We start from the raw sequence: 16,996 nt of genomic DNA, 5'->3' as shown, positions 1-16,996 counted from the left end.
ACACCGCCGCGGGTGAGGCATGGATGTAAACCACGCCCGTCGCCGCGTCGGCGAATTGGTTCGCTGCACGCATCTGCTGCTCCTTCGGCTCCACGAGGGACGTCTTCCCCAACGACCTGGTGAACCATTCAGAGGCTGTAGATGCAATTGTGCTGTACGTGCCTATTGTGCCTTGTGAGGCGGATGTTGCGCTAGTCCGGTCCGAATTCTCTCAGAACTTCATCAGACAGCGCCGGCATCACCGACTGCGCCCACTCGCCGAATTTGCGGTCTGTCAGTACCACCAGGGCCAGCCCGGCATCCGGATCGACCCACAGAAACGTCCCTGACTGGCCGAAATGACCGTAGGTGCCGGCGGAATTGTGCTCCCCGGTCCAGTGCGGTGATTTGCCGTCTCTGATCTCGAAACCCAGCCCCCAGTCGTTGGGGCGTTGCACGCCGAAGCCGGGCAGCACCCCGTCCAGCCCGGGAAACTGCACCGACGTGGCCTCGCGGTGCATCTGCGGCGACACCGTCGCCGGCACCAGCAGGTCGCCGGCAAATGCCACCAGGTCGTCGACGGTCGACGTCGCGCCGTAGCCGGCGGCCTGCGCTCCGCCGTCGAGCACGGTGTCGGCCATCCCGAGCGGCTCGCAGAGCGCCTCGCCCAGGTAGGTGACGAAGGGGATGGCCGATTCTCGCTCGAGGGTCTCGGCGAGCACCGCGAACCCGTGATTGGAGTAGATCCGGCGGGTGCCGGGCTCGGCGAGCACCTTCGCCGACGTCATCTCGTAACCGGCGGTGTGGGCGAGCAGGTGGCGCACTGTCGATCCGGGCGGACCGGCCTCGGTGTCGAGTTCCAGGGCACCCTCTTCGATGGCCACCTGGACTGCGCGGGCGGCCAGCGGCTTGGTCACCGACGCCAGCGCGAAGCGGTGCCGGGTGTCGCCGTGGCTGTCGAGCACCCCGGCGGCACCCACCACCGCCGCGGCGACGGACGGAACCGGCCAGTCGGCGAGGACGTCCAGGGCTGCCATCGAGTGAGCAGCCTAGTTCGTGTCGCCGTTCGGCTTCGAACCGCCGACCAGAGCGTGAATACGTCCCCGGGGGTAGGGCAGATCGATTCCGTGCTCGTCGTAGGCCCGCAGGATCTCCCGACGCAACCGCCGCTGCACCGCCCACTGGGCGCCGGGACGGGTCTTCAACGTCATCCGCAGCGTCAGCAGATCAGGCGAGAGCTCCTGCACGCCGAGCATCTCGGGTTGCCCGAGGACCTTGGCCTCGATCGACTCGTCGGCGAGTGCGGCCTCGGCCGCCTCCAGGGCGACCCGCTCGGCCTGGTCCACGTCTGCTGTCAGTGCCACCGGCACCTCGATCCGCGCCACGGCGTACTCCTGGCTCATGTTGCCCACGCGGGCGATCTCGCCGTTGCGCACGTACCAGAGGGTGCCGTCGATGTCGCGCAGCGTGGTGATCCGCAACCCAACGCTCTGTACCTCACCGATCGCCTCCCCGAGGTCGACGATGTCACCCACGCCGTACTGGTCCTCCAGCAGCATGAACACGCCGGTGACAAAATCGCGCACCAGGTTCTGGGCGCCGAAGCCGATGGCGAGCCCGACCACGCCGGCAGAGGCGATGAACGGTGCGATGTTCACTCCGACCACGTTGAGGATCGCGAGGATCGCCCAGACCAGCAGCACGATCGACACCGTGGACTTGAGGACCGATCCGATGGTCTGGGCCCGCTGCTGGCGGCGTTCACTCACCTGCCGGCTGGTCGCGGTGGCAGGCACCCGATCGCGCAGGCCGCGCAGCAACGGCGGCTTCGCCGGCGCATTCTCGTCTCCGCTGGCCTTTTTCTTACCGGACCTCCCAGTGGCCCGGTCGATCATCCGGTGCAGGATGAAACGGGCGATCAGAACGACGACGAGGTAGATCGCGATGCGCAGCGGCACCTCGCCGAGCCAGTGGCGACTTGTCTCCGTCCATTCGAAAGCCAGGGAGTGCACATCCATGCTTTCGACCGTACGGATCCTCGCGGTGTTGTCCAACCCCGTCCCGGGCGCTCACTTCCTGGCGATGTAGTAGAAGTTCAACGGGTCGGACTCGATCTCGCGCACCTGCACATCGGCGAACCCGGCGTCGGCCAGCATCGCCGTGGCGACCTCGCGACCCCAACAGGTGCCGAGCCCGTCGCCGTCGAGACCCAACGACACACTCATGCAGTGCATCGTCGAGACGGTGTACAGGTAGGACCCGAACGGCACCCCGATGTTCTCCTCCAGCCGGCTGGACGCCTTGATGTCCACCATCAGGAAAACGCCTCCGGGCCGCAGTGCCCGATGGATGTTGGCCAGCACCTCGGCCGGATGCGCCTGGTCGTGGATGGCGTCGAACGCGGTGATGACATCGAAGGCCTCGGTCCTGCGGTCCTCGGCGACGTCGGCGGACTCGAAGGTGACGTTGGTCAACCCGAGCCGCAGCGCCTCGGCGGCGCCCGCGGCGAGACCCTCCTGCGAGAAGTCGATCCCGACGAATCGGCTGGACGAGAACGCCTGCCCCATGACGTTGACGGCGTGTCCACTGCCGCAGCCGAAGTCGGCCACGTCGGCACCTGCCTGCAGCCGTTCGGGCAGCCCGTCGACCAACGGCAGGATGCCGTCCACCAGAGCGGCGTCGAACACTTCTCCACTCTCTTCGGCCATCAGGGTGTGGAAGCGCGGATACTCGCTGTAGGACAGGCCGCCGCCGTGCTCGAAGCAGCCGATCACCTTCTGCTCCACCTCGCCCAGCAACGGGATGAACTGCGCGACGCGCGACAGGTTGTCCGGTCCGGCCGCGCGGGTCAGCACGGCGGCGCGGTGCTCGGGAAGCGAGTACGTCTGTGTCGCGGGGTCGTACTCGACGATGCGGCCGGCGACCACACCGCCGAGCCACTCCCGGACGTACCGTTCGTTCAGCCCGGCGGCATCGGCGATCTGTGTGCTGGTGGCCGGGGGCAGGCCCGCCAGCGTGTCGAACAGCTTGGTCTGGTGGCCGATCGACAGCAGGAGGGCCACGCTGGCGGCGTCGATCGTCCCGACGATCCGCTCGGCGAACTCCCCGGTGGCCTCGGTTGTATTTGTTGGGTCTACGTCCATGGTCGTCATGGAAGACACGCTAGGCCGACGACGCCGTCGTCGGCATCGCGCTCCGCGGCACGGATCGACTCCTTGACATGACCCAGCCGCCACGCGGCGAACGCGAATGCGTCCAGATCGTCGGTGTGCAGTTGCGCGTACCGGCCGGCGAGGTCGAAGGCGTGGTAGCTGGCGGCCCAGTCTCGCCGCCGGTGCGCGTCACGTGCAGCGGAGAGAGGATCGGCCAGCATCGGCTTCTACGGTATGCCGATCAGCATGCTCAGAACAGGTCGATGCGGTCTTCGTCCGCACCGGCGCACCGATATGGACGGGCGTTTGGACAGTGGTCCGGGTCGATGCCCCGGGATCAGTGTGAACTATTTAGGGTCTAGGCATGACTCAGACGGTGCGAGGTGTGATCTCCCGGACGAAGGCTCAACCGATCGAAGTGGTGGATATCGTCATCCCCGACCCGGGGCCGGGTGAGGTCGTGGTCGACATCCAGGCGTGCGGGGTGTGCCACACCGACCTGACCTACCGCGAGGGCGGCATCAACGACGAGTTCCCGTTCCTGCTCGGCCATGAGGCCGCCGGCATCGTCGAATCCGTCGGAACCGGCGTGACGAACGTCGAGCCGGGCGACTTCGTGGTCCTCAACTGGCGGGCGGTGTGCGGTCAGTGCCGGGCGTGCAAGCGCGGCCGGCCGCACCTGTGCTTCGACACCTTCAACGCCGCGCAGCCGATGACGCTGACCGACGGCACACCGCTGACGGCCGCGCTGGGCATCGGCGCGTTCGCCGACAAGACGCTGGTGCACGAAGGCCAGTGCACCAAGGTCGACCCGGCCGCCGACCCCGCCGCGGCCGGCCTGCTGGGGTGCGGCGTGATGGCAGGGCTGGGCGCGGCGATCAACACCGGAGCCGTCAACCGCGACGACACGGTCGCGGTGATCGGCTGCGGCGGCGTCGGCGACGCCGCGATCGCGGGCGCCCGGCTGGTCGGCGCCAAACGAATCATCGCCGTCGACACCGACAACCGAAAACTGGACTGGGCTCGCGAGTTCGGCGCCACCCACACGATCAACGCCCGCGAACTCGACCCGGTGAAGACCATCCAGGACCTCACCGACGGCAACGGCGCCGACGTCGTCATCGACGCCGTCGGCCGGCCCGAGACGTGGAAACAGGCGTTCTACGCGCGCGACCTCGCCGGCACCGTGGTGCTGGTCGGGGTGCCGACCCCGGACATGACGCTGGAGATGCCGTTGATCGACTTCTTCTCCCGCGGCGGGTCGCTGAAATCCTCCTGGTACGGCGACTGTCTGCCCGAACGGGACTTCCCGACGTTGATCAGCCTGTACCTGGAAGGCCGCTTCCCGCTGGACAAGTTCGTCTCCGAGCGGATCGGTCTGGACGACATCGAGGACGCGTTCCACAAGATGCACGCCGGTGAGGTTCTGCGTTCGGTGGTGGTGTTGTGAGCGGCCCGATCCAGCGCCTGGTCACCAGCGGCACCTTCGAACTCGACGGCGGCAGCTGGGATGTCGACAACAACATCTGGATCGTCGGCGACGACAAAGAGGTGGTGGTGTTCGACGCCGCGCACACCGCACAGCCGATCATCGACGCGGTCGGCGGTAGGCACGTGGTGGCTGTGGTGTGCACGCATGGCCACAACGACCACGTCACCGTGGCGCCGCAGCTCGGCCAGGCTCTCGACGCGCCGGTGCTGATGCACCCGGCCGACGACGTGCTGTGGCGGATGACCCACCGCGACAACGACTTCCGATCGGTGGCCGACGGTGAGACGCTGCGGGTCGCCGGTACCGAGCTGCGTGCGCTGCACACTCCCGGGCATTCGCCCGGCTCGGTGTGCTGGCACGCGCCCGAGCTGAACGCGGTGTTCAGCGGGGACACCCTGTTCCAGGGCGGGCCGGGGGCCACCGGCCGCTCGTACTCCGACTTCCCCACTATTCTGGCGTCGATCTCGGAGCAACTCGGAAAGCTGCCCGGGGACACGGTCGTCTACACCGGCCACGGTGACACCACGACCGTCGGCGACGAGATCGTGCACTACGACGAATGGGTGGCGCGCGGCAGCTGAGCTGCCAATGGATGCGGCAGCTGAGCTGCCAATGGATGCGGCAGCTGAACTGCCTAGTAGCTACACCGGAGGCGGTAGTGGACCCGGCCAGTTGGGCTCGTCCAGGCTGATGGGAGCCTGCAGCGGACGCGCCTTCTTCCCCGACCGCGCTCGCCATGCCAGCGCGACGGCCAGTGCCGCCATGCCCGCTATGGCCAAACCGCCGAACATCCACAGCAGCCCGGCCGGTGAACTGTCTCGCCCGAACGACAGGTGCGGGTTGACGTAGCCGCCGACGTTGCCACCGGTCGAGATGTCGTACACGCCGTCCCGCGGGATCTGGGCGACCCAGATCCGGATCCGGACATCGTTGTTGATCGACGTCGTGGCGCCCATCGTCTCCGTGACGACCGGCTCCGGGACTCCCTCGGGCGGTGTGATGCCGAGCTTCAGGGCGGGGACCGGGAAGGCGCCGTTCACCCCACCAGTCACCGCGATGTGGAAGCTGATGGTCACCTCGCCGGCGGGCAGTTGTAGCCGGCCCGAGCCCGGAATCGGCACCTCGCCGTAGGCGTCGAACTCGTCGAAGACGAACACGTTGAGCACGATCGCGGCGATGAACCCGACCACCGCGGCCACCAGTGTCAGGACCGCACCGCCGATCGCGATCCGTGGACCGAGCCGCCCCGTCATGCGGCGAGTCTGTCATGCGCGCGCTTCTGCGGCGCGGCGCTCGCGCGAGGACTACCGTCCGAAGAGACGGAAAAGCCCAGATTCCATCGAAAGGTCGCGATGCCTGAGTCCAGCATCGTCGTGCAGCCCGAGCCGATGGACAGCGGCACGAACACCGCTGCGTCTCGGCTGCAGGCAGCGGGGCTGCAGTCGGCCATCGCCGTCTTCGAGGAGTCCGCGGCAGCGGTGCCGATACCCGCGCCCCCGCAGCCGATCGTGATCGCCGATTACGGCGCGGCCAGCGGACACAACTCCCTGCTGCCCATCGGCGCCGCGATCGCGGTGCTGCGCGGGCGGACCCGACCCGAACACTCCGTGCTCGTCACCCACACCGACAGGCCGGACAACGATTTCAGTGCGATGTTCCGCACCCTCGAAGAGGATCCCGACAGCTATCTGCGCAAGGACCGCGCCACCTTCGCCTCGGCGATCGGCCGCTCGTTCTACAGCCAGATCCTGCCGTCCAACAGCGTCAACCTCGGGTGGAGTTCCTGGGCGGTCCAGTGGCTGAGCCGGGTTCCGGGTGTCATCGGCGACCATCTCCAAGTCGCCTACTGCGCAGACGAATCCGTGCGCGCCGCGTTCGCCAAACAGGCCGCCCGCGACTGGCACGAGTTCGTCGCCTTCCGCGGCCGGGAACTGTGCCCCGGCGGCCGCCTGGTGGTCACGACGATGGCCGTCGGCGACGACGGCGAGTTCGGCTACCGGCCGCTGCTGTCGGCGATGGTGGACGGCCTCGACGAACTCGCCGGCGGCGGACTGGTCACCGGCGACGAGGTGTCCCGGATGTGTGTGCCCACGGTGTCGCGGCGTGCGGCGGACTTCACGGCACCGTTCGCGCCGTCCGGACGCTTCGAACGACTCGAGATCGAACGCCTCGAGATGTTCGACGCAGAAGACCGGTTCTTCAATCGCTACCGGGTCGACGGCGACGCACCCGCTTTCGGCGCCCGATGGGCGGGCTTCGCCCGCACGTCGGTGTTCCCGGAGTTGACGACGGCGTTGACCGACGGTGCCGCGGATCCGCGCATACCGGAGTTGTTCGACCGGCTCGAAGCCGGTGTCGCCGAGCGGTTGGCGGCCGCACCGGAGAAGATGAGAATCCCGCAGGCCCACGTCGTGCTGGTCAAGCGCCACAGCACCTGATCGATCGAGAACACACCGGCAGCAGGTGTAGAGATCGGGTCGGCTTCTTCGTCGTATTCGGTAGAGGGGTGACAAGCCACTCACGACCGGAGAGGATCTGCTGATATGCACTATCTCGCGCTGCTGTACTGGCACGAAGACCCCAGGACCGCCGACCCCGACACGCCCGAGTTCGCCGAGGACGTGGCGCGGTATGCGGAGTTCGACAAAGCGGCGGGCGCGGCGGTCATCGGTGGCGGCGCCCTGTACCCGGCGAGCGAGGCGCTGTCGCTGCGCCACGACGCGGACAGGGTGATCGTGACGGACGGTCCGTTCGTCGAGCAGGCCGAGGTGATCGGCGGAGTCATGGTGCTCGATCGCGACAACCTCGATGACGCGCTCGATGTCGCGGCGCAGATCCCGGCGGCCGCCGATGCCGGCGGCGCGGTCGAACTGTGGCCGATGGTGGAGTTCCGCCAGGACGACGGCCCGCAGCCGGACTGGTGGCTGGCGCTGCTGTTCGAACCGGGCGACACCGCCCCCGGCCCGGGATCGGCGGCATGGGAGCAGGGTGTGCGGGAGGAGCACTCCCGGTTCGGCGAGGAGTTCGGCAGCGTGCTCCGCGGGGGCGGTGCGCTGTACCCGGCGGTCGCCGCGACGACGGTTCGGGTCCGCGACGGCCGGATGCTGGTCACCGACGGCCCTTTCGTGGAGTCGACGGAAGTCGCCAGCCGCCTCTACTTCCTCGCCGCCGCCGACCGGGACAGTGCGGCCACGGTCGCCGCGCAGATTCCTGTCGCCGGGAAAGGTGGTGTCGAACTACGCCGGATCGTCGACATGGGCGAGTGAACCTCGACCACATCTACCGTGAGCATTTCGGCCGGGCGGTCGCGACGACCGCCCGGCTCGTCGGCGACATCGGCCTCGCCGAGGACGCAGTACATGACGCGTTCGCCGAAGCGCTGCGGACCTGGCACGACCGCGGGCAGCCGGACAACCCCAGTGCGTGGATCACCACCGCCGCCCGAAACCGTGCTCTGGACCGGCTGCGCCGGGAATCCCTGCGCCGCAGGAAGGAGAGCGACGCGGTAATGGTCGCGCCACCACCGGTGGACGACGAGGCACCGCCGGTGGCCGATGACCGGCTGCGGATGATCTTCACCTGCTGCACCCGGCTCTCACACCCCAAGCGCGGGTAACGCTGACGTTGCGTCTGGTCTGCGGGCTGCGCACCACGGAGATCGCGCGGGCGTTCATGCAGCCGGAAAGCTCTGTTGCCCAACGTCTCACGCGCGCCAAGGCGAAGATCCGGATCGCCGGGATCCCGCTGCGGGTGCCGCCGGCGCACCTGCTACCCGCACGCCTGACCGACGTGCTGGCCTGCATCTATCTCGTGTTCGCCGAGGGCTATTCGGCGACGGCGGGCGATCAGATGGTGCGTCCCGAGTTGTGCGCGGAGGCGGTACGACTGGGCAGGCTGCTGTGTGAGTTGATGCCCGACGAAGGCGAGGCACACGCGCTGCTGGCGTTGATGCTGTTCAACGACAGCCGCCGTGGTGAGCGTTCCGGACCGACCGGTGAGCTGCTCACGCTCGAGGAGCAGGATCGCAGCAGGTGGGACTGCGCCTCGATCGACGAGGGGATGTCCCGGCTGCGGCGTGCGGCGTCGCTCGGCCGGGGACCGTATCTGGCACAGGCCGCGATCGCCGCGGCGCATGCCACGGCGCATGCCACGGCGCCGAGTTTCCAGCGGACCGACTGGCGGGTGATCGTGGGTGCCTATGACGACCTGACGACGTGGTCGACCTCACCCGCCGTACGGCTGAATCGTGCTGTCGCGGTGGGGTTTCTGCGCGGTTTCGAGGTCGGGCTCGCCGAACTCGACGAGGTCGCCGCCGATCGCCGGGTGGCCGAGGGCCACACGCTGGCGGCGGCGCGCGCCGACCTGCTGCGGCGGCTGGGGCGGACATCGGACGCAGCCGTGCAGTACCGGCTGGCAATCAGCCGAGTCCGCAACGATCAGACGCGGCGGTACCTGCAGCGTCGGCTCGACGAGCTACCGGATGGTGCCGACCCCCGGGATCAACGGCAGATCCAATGCCGTGACCCAGCCCGGTGAGAGGTCGTTGACCGCGGGTACGGCGTTGAGCGCCCGCAGACCGGTGGCCAGACAGCCGGCCGCCGCCGCGTCGCGACCGGACCCGTCGGTGAACCGGAACGCGGTCTCCTGGAAGATGCTCGGCGTCCCTTCGATGTCGACGCGATAGACGTCGTTCTGGTCACCCGACGGCCAGTCGGGTGCCGCGTCGTTGCCGATCCGGTTGACGTGCTCGAGTTGGATGCGCGTCTCGCCGCGGTACACCCCGTTGATGGTGAACCGGACCGCAGCGACGTTGCCCGGTTCGATCAAACCTTTGGCGGTCTGACGCGGTTCGGGGGTGACCCACTTGTCCCAGGTGGTGGTGATCTCGTCGAGCATGATCCCCGCGGCGTGGGCGATCATCGGGACTGTTGCGCCCCAGGCGAATACCAGGATGTCGGGGTTCTCCAACATCGGCCGGTACTCGGGTGGTCTGCCAATACCCATCTCGCGGTCGTAGTCGCCCTCGTAGTTGGTGTAGTCCAGCAGCTCCGAGGCGCGGACCCGACGTACCTCGGAGCACAGGCCCATCAGCGTCATGGGGAACAGGTCGTTGGCGAAGCCCGGGTCGATACCGGTGGTGAAGCACGACGACTCCCCCAGTTCACACGCCACGGTGATCGGCTGGATCCAGTTCGGCGGGTTGAGGTGCATGGTCGGCCAGATCCACGGCGTCATCGCGGTGGAGCAGACGTCGATACCCGCGCGCAGGAACCGGGTGACCAGCTCGATGTTGGCGTCCGCGTGCGCGGCCGTCGGGCCGTAGTGCACCAGCGCGTCGGGCCGCAGATCGATCAGCGCGTCGACGTCGTCGGTGGCGGTCAGGCCGAGGTCGGCGCCGAGGCCGCAGAGCTCCCCCACATCTCGTCCGACCTTGTCCGGGTTGCTGACCCCGACCCCCACCAACTCGAAGCACGGGTGGTTGACGATCTCGGCGATCACCATCCTGCCGACGAACCCGGTTCCCCAGATCACCACCCGCTTCACGTCGGATCCATTCACCAGCGCCGCCTCTCGTGGTCTCGACCGTCCGCCGGAATCGGCGTCAGAAGCAGCGTCGCAAACCACCTGGTTCGCAGATCAACGGGTACTGGTCGACCGGAATCGGCAACGGTTCCTTGAACGACAGCGTGAATGGCGTGTTGATGATGGAAGGCGCTGTGCCGCACGCCCCCAAATGGGAGACGCTACGGGTTCCGGACATGGTGCGATCGTCGAAGGAGAACTTCTCGACCGTCGGCTCCCAGGTGCCGTCCGCACACTGGATTCCTTGCCGCTCCGGATTACTGTAACTCCAGAGCCCGCTGACCAGCCTGGCGTCTCCGCTGGGCAGGCCCGATGACGCGGAAACCTTTAACACGCACCCGATGGGCAAATACAGCGGCTCTCGTAGATCGCCGACAACCGGCACGCACAACGGAAAAATGCTCCACGTCCCTGGCGCCCCCTCGGCCGGAGTGTAGTTGAAAACACCTTCCAAGATCTGTGCGGCTTGGGCGGGGGCCGGGAGGCCGACGGCGGTCCCGACAACAACGACAGCGGCGGCGATGCCGCGCAGGATCTTCACGGAGTCGAGTATTTCAGTCGAGGACGGACAAAGTCACGGATTTGTCGCCCCGGCCAATGGGGAGTAAAACCGAGGCAGGCTCGAATCCGGGGTGGTGCAGATGACGAGGACAGCGGTCTCTACCGCTGTCCTCCGCATTTTCGCAGCAGCGGTGGTCGCGGCCGTCATGTTGACCGGATGCTCCACCGGACAGCGGGTCGACCTGGGCGCCGGGGCCGACGGTGTGGTGGCGGCCATCGGCGGGGAGCCCGATCAGCTGGACCCGCACAAGACCACCGCGTACTTCTCCTTCGAGGTCCTCGAGAACGTCTTCGACACGCTCGTCGAACCCGACGATAATCTGCAGATGCAGCCCGCCCTGGCCGAGTCGTGGGAGGTCAGCCCCGACGAGCTCACCTGGACGTTCCGGCTGCGCGACGGCGTGGTGTTCCACGACGGCACCCCGCTGACCGCCGACGACGTGGTGTTCTCCTACCGCCGCATCATCGACGAAGAGCTTCCCAACTCCGACAAGTTCAGCGCGGTGACCGCCGTCGAGGCGCCGGACCCGTCGACCGTGGTGATCCGCACCGACCGCCCGGTACCGAACATGCTCACCAACCTCGGCGGGTTCAAGGGCATGGCGATCGTGTCGCGCGGCAACGTCGAGAGCGGCCAGATCGCCACCCGCCCGATCGGCACCGGGCCGTTCAGCTTCCGCGATCAGCGCAGCGGCGACTCCATCATGCTGGCGGCCAATCCGGACTACTGGGGCGGCGCTCCCGACATCACGGGGGTTACGTTCCGGTTCATCTCCGAACCGTCGACGGCACTGTCGGCGCTGCAGGCCGGCGAGGTCGACTGGACGGATTCGATTCCGCCGCAGCGGGTGGCGCAACTCGGTGACGACGACTCGGTGACACTGGCGGTGACCCCCAGCAACGATTACTGGTACCTGGCGCTCAACGAGGCCCGCGCCCCGTGGAACGACGTGCGGGTGCGGCAGGCGATCGCGTACGCCATCGACCGCGAGTCGATCGTCCAGGCCACCAGCTACGGCACCGCGGAGATCAACCAGCTGGCGATACCGCAGGGCAACCCCTGGTACACGCCGTACGACAGGTACCGCGAGGGCGGCAGCGAGGAAGGGCTCGACAGGGCCCGGGAGCTGTTGCGGAAAGCGGGCGCAGCGCCGTCGCGGCTCGACATGCTGGTCACCACCGACTACCCGGAGACGGTGACGGCCGCCCAGATCATCGCCGACAACCTGTCCTCTCTCGGTATCACCGTGGACATCCGCACCGTCGACTTCGCCACCTGGCTCGACGAGCAGAACTCCGGCAACTTCGACATGCTGATGATGGGCTGGCTGGGCAACATCGATCCCAACGACTTCTACTACGCCCAGCACCACACCGACGGGACGAGCAACGCGCAGAAGTTCTCCGACCCGGAGGTGGACCGGCTGTTGGACGCCGGCCGGGTGGAAACCGACAGGGACGCCCGCGCCGACCACTACGCCGAGGCGGCGACGCTGATCGCCGACAAAGTCAGCTACATCTTCTTGTACAACCCGTCGGTGATCCAGGCGTGGAATCCGGCATTGTCCGGATATCAGGCGCGCCGCGACGGAGCCGTCCGGTTCCGCGACGCGACGATGAACCCGGACGGCGGCGCCTAGCCATGGCCACTGTCTCCGCGCTGACCCATCCGATCACCCGGTTCGTGGCGCGCCGGCTGGTGTACTCGGCGGTGGTGCTGCTCGGGGTGCTCGTGGTGGTCTTCGCGCTGGTGCACCTGGTGCCGGGCGATCCGGTCCGGATCGCGCTGGGAACCCGCTACACCCCGGAGGCCTACGACGCGCTGCGCACGGCCAGCGGTCTGGACCAGCCGATCGTGTCGCAGTTCTTCGGCTACCTCGGCTCGGCGCTCACCGGTGATCTCGGCGTCAGCTTCCGCAACGGCGACCCGGTGACCGTCGCACTGCTGGAAAGACTCCCCGCGACCCTGTCACTGGGCATCGCCGGCATGGCCATCGCGCTGGTGATCGCGTTGCCCGCCGGCATCTACGCGGCACTGCGGGAAGGCCGGATCGCCGACGGAATAGTGCGCGTAACAAGCCAATTCGGTGTCTCGGTGCCTGACTTCTGGCTCGGCATCCTGTTGATCGCACTGTTCTCGACGACTTTGGGCTGGCTGCCCACCTCGGGGTACCGGCCGCTGTTCGACGACCCGGCCGGCTGGCTGCGGCACATCGTCCTGCCCGCGTTGACCGTCGGCGTGGTGGCCGCGGCGATCATGACGCGATATGTCCGCTCGGCGGTGCTCGAGGTGGCAGCGATGGGTTATGTACGCACCGCGCGGTCCAAGGGGCTCTCGCCACGGGTCGTCACGTTCCGGCACACCGTGCGCAACGCGCTGGTGCCGATCCTGACGATCACCGGCATCCAGCTGGCGACGATCCTCGGCGGGGTGATCGTCGTCGAGGTGGTGTTCGCCTGGCCGGGGCTGGGCCGGCTGGTCTTCAACGCGGTGGCCGCCCGCGACTATCCCCTCATCCAGGGTGCGGTGCTGCTGATCGCCGCGCTGTTCCTGCTCATCAACCTGCTCGTGGATCTGCTCTACGCGGTGGTCGACCCGAGGATCCGGTTGGCATGACGACCTCCGAAACCACCCGGGTCTCGTCTTGGCGGCTGCTCGCGGGCAACCCGATCACGCTGATCAGCGCGGTGACGTTGGTCCTGGTGGCAGTAATCGCGGTGACCGCGAACTGGATCGCCCCGTACGGCGTGAACGACGTCGAAGTCCCCAACGCGCTGCAACCACCCAGCGGCTCACACTGGTTCGGCACCGACGAACTGGGCCGCGATGTGTTGTCCCGGGTGCTGGTCGCCATGCAGGCCTCGATGCGGATCGCCGTCGTCAGCGTCACGTTCGCCGTGGTGGTGGGGGTGGCTGTCGGGGTGGTGTCCGGGTATCGCGGCGGCTGGCTGGACGCGGTGCTGATGCGGGTCGTCGACGTGATGTTCGCGTTCCCGGTGCTGCTGCTGGCCCTGGCGATCGTCGCCATCCTGGGGCCGGGGGTGACCACCACGATGCTGGCGATCGGCATCGTGTTCACACCGATTTTCGCGCGGGTGGCGCGCGCCAGTGCGTTGAGCGTCCGCAGCGAACCGTACGTCGCGGCCTCGCGCGCCATGGGGACCGGCGACCTGTACATCCTGCGACGCCACATCCTGCCCAACATCTCCGGCCCGCTGATCGTGCAGACCTCGCTGTCGCTGGCCTTCGCGATCCTTGCGGAGGCGGCGCTGTCGTTCCTTGGTCTGGGCATCCAGCCCCCGGAGCCGTCGCTGGGCCGGATGATCTTCGACTCCCAGGGTTTCGCGACGATGGCCTGGTGGATGGCGGTGTTCCCCGGGGCGGCGATCTTCCTCATCGTGCTCGCGTTCAACCTGTTCGGTGACGGGCTGCGCGATGTGCTCGACCCCAAGCAACGCACCACCATCGAGGCCCGGAGGCAGCAATGAAGAGCGGGCAGCCGGTGCTGAGTGTGCGCGACCTCCGAGTGTGCATCGGCTCGCGCACGCTTGTCGACGGCGTCTCGTTCGATGTCCACCGCGAGCAGACCGTCGGCATCGTGGGCGAATCGGGCTCCGGCAAGTCGATGACGGTGCTCGCGGCAACCGGACTGCTGGACGCGCCCGGGGCCCGGGTGTCGGGCACCAGCACTCTCACCGGCGAGGCGGGCGAACAGGTGCAGCTGGTGGGTGCGTCACCACGGGTGCTGCGCGGCGTGCACGGAGCCCGGATCGGCTTCGTCTTCCAGGATCCCGGCACCTCGCTGAACCCGCTGCTGACCCTGGAACGCCAGATCACCGAATCGCTGGAGACACACCGCCGGATGACCCGGCGCGAGGCCGGAACCCGGGCCCTGGAGTTGCTCGAGGCGGTCGGCCTGCCCGACCCCGAGATGCGTCTGCACGCCTACCCGCACCAACTGTCGGGGGGCCAGCGCCAGCGGGTGATGATCGCGATCGCGTTGGCGTGTGACCCCGAGGTGCTGATCGCCGACGAGCCCACCACGGCGCTGGATGTCACGACGCAGGCGCAGATCATCGAGCTGGTGCGGACTCTGCAGCGCGACTTCGGCACCGCAGTGGTGTGGATCAGCCACGACCTGGGCGTGATCGGGCAGGTCGCCCGGGAGGTGACCGTGTTGCGCGACGGGGTGGCCGTCGAGCAGGCGCCGATCATGGATGTGTTCGACCGGCCGCGTGACGAGTACACCCGCGACCTGCTGGCCGCCCGCCCGGTACTCGACGGTGCCGGCCCCGCGGCCGCACCCGCCGACGCCGAGTCGCTGCTGCAGGTCGACGGGCTCGATGTCCGGTTCTCGGTGTCCACCCCGGTGGGCCGGTCCACCGTGCACGCGGTCAAGGATGTGTCGTTCCGGATCCGCCGCGCGACGACGATGGGCCTGGTGGGTGAATCCGGTTCAGGGAAGTCGACGGTCGCCGCCGTACTGACCGGGCTGGTGAAGCCCGACGGCGGCAGCGCCACGCTGGACGGCACAGACATCCTCAGCGCGAAGGGATCTCGGGCCAAGGCGCTGCGACGCCGCATCGGGCTGGTGCTCCAGGATCCGTTCTCCTCGCTGAATCCCCGCGCCCGCGTAGATGTCTCGATCTCCGAACCGCTGAAGGTGCACGGGTTGGCGGACGGCGCTCAGGCGCGCCGCGAGCGGGTCGCCGAACTTCTCGAGCTGGTGGGGCTGCCCACCTCGTTCGCGCAGCGGTATCCGCATGAGCTCTCGGGCGGGCAACGGCAGCGGGTGAGCATCGCGCGCGCCCTGGCCGCCGAGCCGGACCTGCTCATCCTCGACGAGGCGACCGCGTCGCTGGACGTGTCGGTACAGGCCCGGGTGCTCGAGTTGTTGTCGCAGCTGCAACACGAACTCGGGCTGACCTACCTGCTCATCGGGCACGACCTGGCGGTGATCCGGCAGCTTAGCCACGACGTGCTGGTGATGCGCGACGGCGCTGTCGTCGAGAGCCGGCCCGCCGACGAGTTGTTTGCCGCCCCCGAGCAGCCGTACACCCGGGATCTGCTGGCGGCGGTTCCCCCGGTGACACCGCGCGCCGCCGTCTGACCTCCACTGCGGCCGTGAGAAGGTCGTGGGCATGAGTCAGCTGAGCGGGAAAGTCGCGTTGGTCACCGGTGCGTCGTAGGTCTGGGCGCGGCAACCGCGCGGTTGTTCGCCGAGCGCGGCGCGAAGGTGTTCGGCATCGCCCGGGATGCCGCGCGGATGGCGGAGGTGTTCGCCGACGTGCCCGACGCCCGCTCCACGTCGGTCGACATCTCCTCCCCCAAGCCTGCGCACAGGCCGTCGAAGACTGTGTCGCGCACTTCGGCCGGCTCGACATCCTGGCCAACATCGCGGGTTTTCACCAGATGCGGCACACGCCGACGATGACCGACGAGGACTGGGCCACCGATCTCGCGGTGAACCTCAACGGGCCGTTCTACCTGTGCCGGGCCGCGCTGCCCCATCTGCTGGAGACCGGGGGCAACATCGTCAACGTCTCGTCGATCGCCGGCGTCGAGGGCGAGGTGTACTCGGCCGGCTACTGCGCGGCCAAGCACGGGCTGGTCGGCATGACCCGGGCGCTGCCATCGAGTTCACCAAGGAGAAGCTGCGGGTCAACGCGGTCTGCCCGGGAGGCATGCCGACCGCGCAGACCACCGAGTTCCAGGCGCCGGACAACGCGGACTGGGATCTCATCATGCGGATCGCGTCGCCGCGGGGCTTCATGCAGACCGAAGACGTCGCCAAGGCGTCGCATTCCTGGCCAGTGACGACGCCGCGGCGATCCACGGGGCCGTGTACCGGGTGGACAACGGCAAGGGCGCCGGCTGACCGGGCCCGCCCCGGCTGGACACCTGTCTTGATTCGAGCCCGTTCCGGGGTGTATGCGACGGGCAATCGGACGCTCATCAGTTCGGATCTCTCCGTTTGATAGACCGATTACCGTTTCCTGCAACAGTTTTCCCACCGGGATTGTCTCCGGGGCCGCGATCAGCCTAGACTGGACTGGTGTCCAGTCAATCTTCCAACACCGGTCTCGACTTCGGCTTGGTGTTGTTCACCTCCGATCGTGGTATCGCTCCGGCCGCAGCCGCCAAGCTCGCCGACGAACACGGCTTCACAACCTTCTACGTGCCCGAACACACCCACATCCCGATCAAACGCCAAGCCGCCCACCCCAC

15 protein-coding genes and 4 pseudogenes are annotated in these 16,996 nt (G+C 68.0%); 11 read left to right on the top strand and 8 right to left on the bottom strand.

All coding sequences use genetic code 11. The features are described from left to right. From WA944_RS17115 to WA944_RS17095, 5 genes and pseudogenes are all read right to left on the bottom strand, one after another. Positions 1 to 73, bottom strand: a pseudogene (locus tag WA944_RS17115) (DUF3145 domain-containing protein); the annotation flags it as partial. Positions 74 to 191: 118 nt separating this feature from the next. Continuing rightward, a complete protein-coding gene (locus WA944_RS17110; RefSeq protein WP_526609093.1) occupies positions 192 to 1,016 on the bottom strand; it encodes a serine hydrolase domain-containing protein in 825 nt (274 codons plus the stop codon). Between the two features lie 12 nt (positions 1,017 to 1,028). Beyond that, positions 1,029 to 1,997: a mechanosensitive ion channel family protein gene (locus WA944_RS17105; RefSeq protein ID WP_526369643.1), complete on the bottom strand. Its 969-nt coding sequence runs from the start codon at positions 1,995 to 1,997 to the stop codon at positions 1,029 to 1,031. Between the two features lie 51 nt (positions 1,998 to 2,048). Beyond that, entirely contained in the window at positions 2,049 to 3,131 is a 1,083-nt protein-coding gene (locus WA944_RS17100; protein ID WP_526369641.1) for a class I SAM-dependent methyltransferase, read from the bottom strand. Beyond that, complete coding sequence (locus WA944_RS17095) at positions 3,128 to 3,352, bottom strand: hypothetical protein (protein ID WP_526369639.1); 225 nt, start codon at positions 3,350 to 3,352, stop codon at positions 3,128 to 3,130. The genes WA944_RS17100 and WA944_RS17095 overlap by 4 nt, the downstream gene beginning before the upstream one ends. Positions 3,353 to 3,495: 143 nt before the next feature. Between WA944_RS17095 and WA944_RS17090 the strand changes: the two genes are divergently transcribed. Together WA944_RS17090 and WA944_RS17085 are read left to right on the top strand one after the other, a co-directional pair. Further along, entirely contained in the window at positions 3,496 to 4,581 is a 1,086-nt protein-coding gene (locus WA944_RS17090; RefSeq protein WP_526369637.1) for an S-(hydroxymethyl)mycothiol dehydrogenase, read from the top strand. Further along, positions 4,578 to 5,204, top strand: coding sequence for an MBL fold metallo-hydrolase (locus WA944_RS17085; protein WP_526369635.1), 627 nt, complete (start codon positions 4,578 to 4,580; stop codon positions 5,202 to 5,204). The genes WA944_RS17090 and WA944_RS17085 overlap by 4 nt, the downstream gene beginning before the upstream one ends. A 60-nt stretch (positions 5,205 to 5,264) precedes the next feature. Here the strand turns inward: WA944_RS17085 and WA944_RS17080 are convergent, their stop codons facing one another. Continuing rightward, complete coding sequence (locus WA944_RS17080) at positions 5,265 to 5,876, bottom strand: SHOCT domain-containing protein (protein WP_526369633.1); 612 nt, start codon at positions 5,874 to 5,876, stop codon at positions 5,265 to 5,267. Between the two features lie 99 nt (positions 5,877 to 5,975). On the opposite strand from WA944_RS17080, the gene WA944_RS17075 reads away from it, so the two are divergent. The 3 genes and pseudogenes from WA944_RS17075 (at position 5,976) to WA944_RS17065 (ending at position 9,159) form a co-directional block, all read left to right on the top strand. Then, entirely contained in the window at positions 5,976 to 7,061 is a 1,086-nt protein-coding gene (locus WA944_RS17075) for a class I SAM-dependent methyltransferase (protein ID WP_526369631.1), read from the top strand. A gap of 105 nt (positions 7,062 to 7,166) precedes the next feature. Further along, positions 7,167 to 7,889 carry a YciI family protein gene (locus WA944_RS17070; RefSeq protein WP_526369629.1) on the top strand — a complete coding sequence of 241 codons (723 nt, stop codon included), beginning with the start codon at positions 7,167 to 7,169 and terminating at the stop codon, positions 7,887 to 7,889. Next, positions 7,886 to 9,159, top strand: a pseudogene (locus WA944_RS17065) (RNA polymerase sigma factor). The gene WA944_RS17070 and the pseudogene WA944_RS17065 overlap by 4 nt, the downstream one beginning before the upstream one ends. Here WA944_RS17065 and WA944_RS17060 read toward each other — a convergent pair. Both WA944_RS17060 and WA944_RS17055 read right to left on the bottom strand, forming a co-directional pair. Beyond that, on the bottom strand, positions 9,097 to 10,182 hold the full coding sequence (locus WA944_RS17060; RefSeq protein ID WP_526375459.1) for an NAD(P)H-dependent amine dehydrogenase family protein: 1,086 nt from the start codon (positions 10,180 to 10,182) through the stop codon (positions 9,097 to 9,099). The pseudogene WA944_RS17065 and the gene WA944_RS17060 overlap by 63 nt on opposite strands. 43 nt (positions 10,183 to 10,225) lie before the next feature. Continuing rightward, complete coding sequence (locus tag WA944_RS17055) at positions 10,226 to 10,747, bottom strand: hypothetical protein (RefSeq protein ID WP_526375457.1); 522 nt, start codon at positions 10,745 to 10,747, stop codon at positions 10,226 to 10,228. Between the two features lie 100 nt (positions 10,748 to 10,847). On the opposite strand from WA944_RS17055, the gene WA944_RS17050 reads away from it, so the two are divergent. The 6 genes and pseudogenes from WA944_RS17050 to WA944_RS17025 all read left to right on the top strand — a co-directional run. After that, a complete protein-coding gene (locus tag WA944_RS17050; protein WP_526609090.1) occupies positions 10,848 to 12,407 on the top strand; it encodes an ABC transporter substrate-binding protein in 1,560 nt (519 codons plus the stop codon). A gap of 2 nt (positions 12,408 to 12,409) precedes the next feature. Further along, positions 12,410 to 13,384 (top strand): ABC transporter permease, encoded by a 975-nt coding sequence (locus WA944_RS17045; RefSeq protein WP_526375453.1) that lies wholly within the window; start codon positions 12,410 to 12,412, stop codon positions 13,382 to 13,384. Further along, on the top strand, positions 13,381 to 14,256 hold the full coding sequence (locus tag WA944_RS17040) for an ABC transporter permease (protein ID WP_526375451.1): 876 nt from the start codon (positions 13,381 to 13,383) through the stop codon (positions 14,254 to 14,256). Before WA944_RS17045 ends, WA944_RS17040 begins: the two co-directional genes overlap by 4 nt. Further along, positions 14,253 to 15,878: a dipeptide ABC transporter ATP-binding protein gene (locus WA944_RS17035; RefSeq protein WP_526647174.1), complete on the top strand. Its 1,626-nt coding sequence runs from the start codon at positions 14,253 to 14,255 to the stop codon at positions 15,876 to 15,878. Before WA944_RS17040 ends, WA944_RS17035 begins: the two co-directional genes overlap by 4 nt. Before the next feature lie 31 nt (positions 15,879 to 15,909). Beyond that, positions 15,910 to 16,646 (top strand): annotated as a pseudogene (locus WA944_RS17030) (SDR family NAD(P)-dependent oxidoreductase). A 177-nt stretch (positions 16,647 to 16,823) separates the two neighbouring features. After that, a pseudogene (locus tag WA944_RS17025) lies at positions 16,824 to 16,996 on the top strand (hypothetical protein); the annotation flags it as partial.

It is taken from the genome of Mycobacterium sp. (assembly GCF_049683355.1).
Lineage (GTDB): Bacteria > Actinomycetota > Actinomycetes > Mycobacteriales > Mycobacteriaceae > Mycobacterium.
The sequence above is the reverse complement of the archived record's forward strand: the minus strand, read 5'-3'. Positions and strand labels throughout refer to the sequence as shown.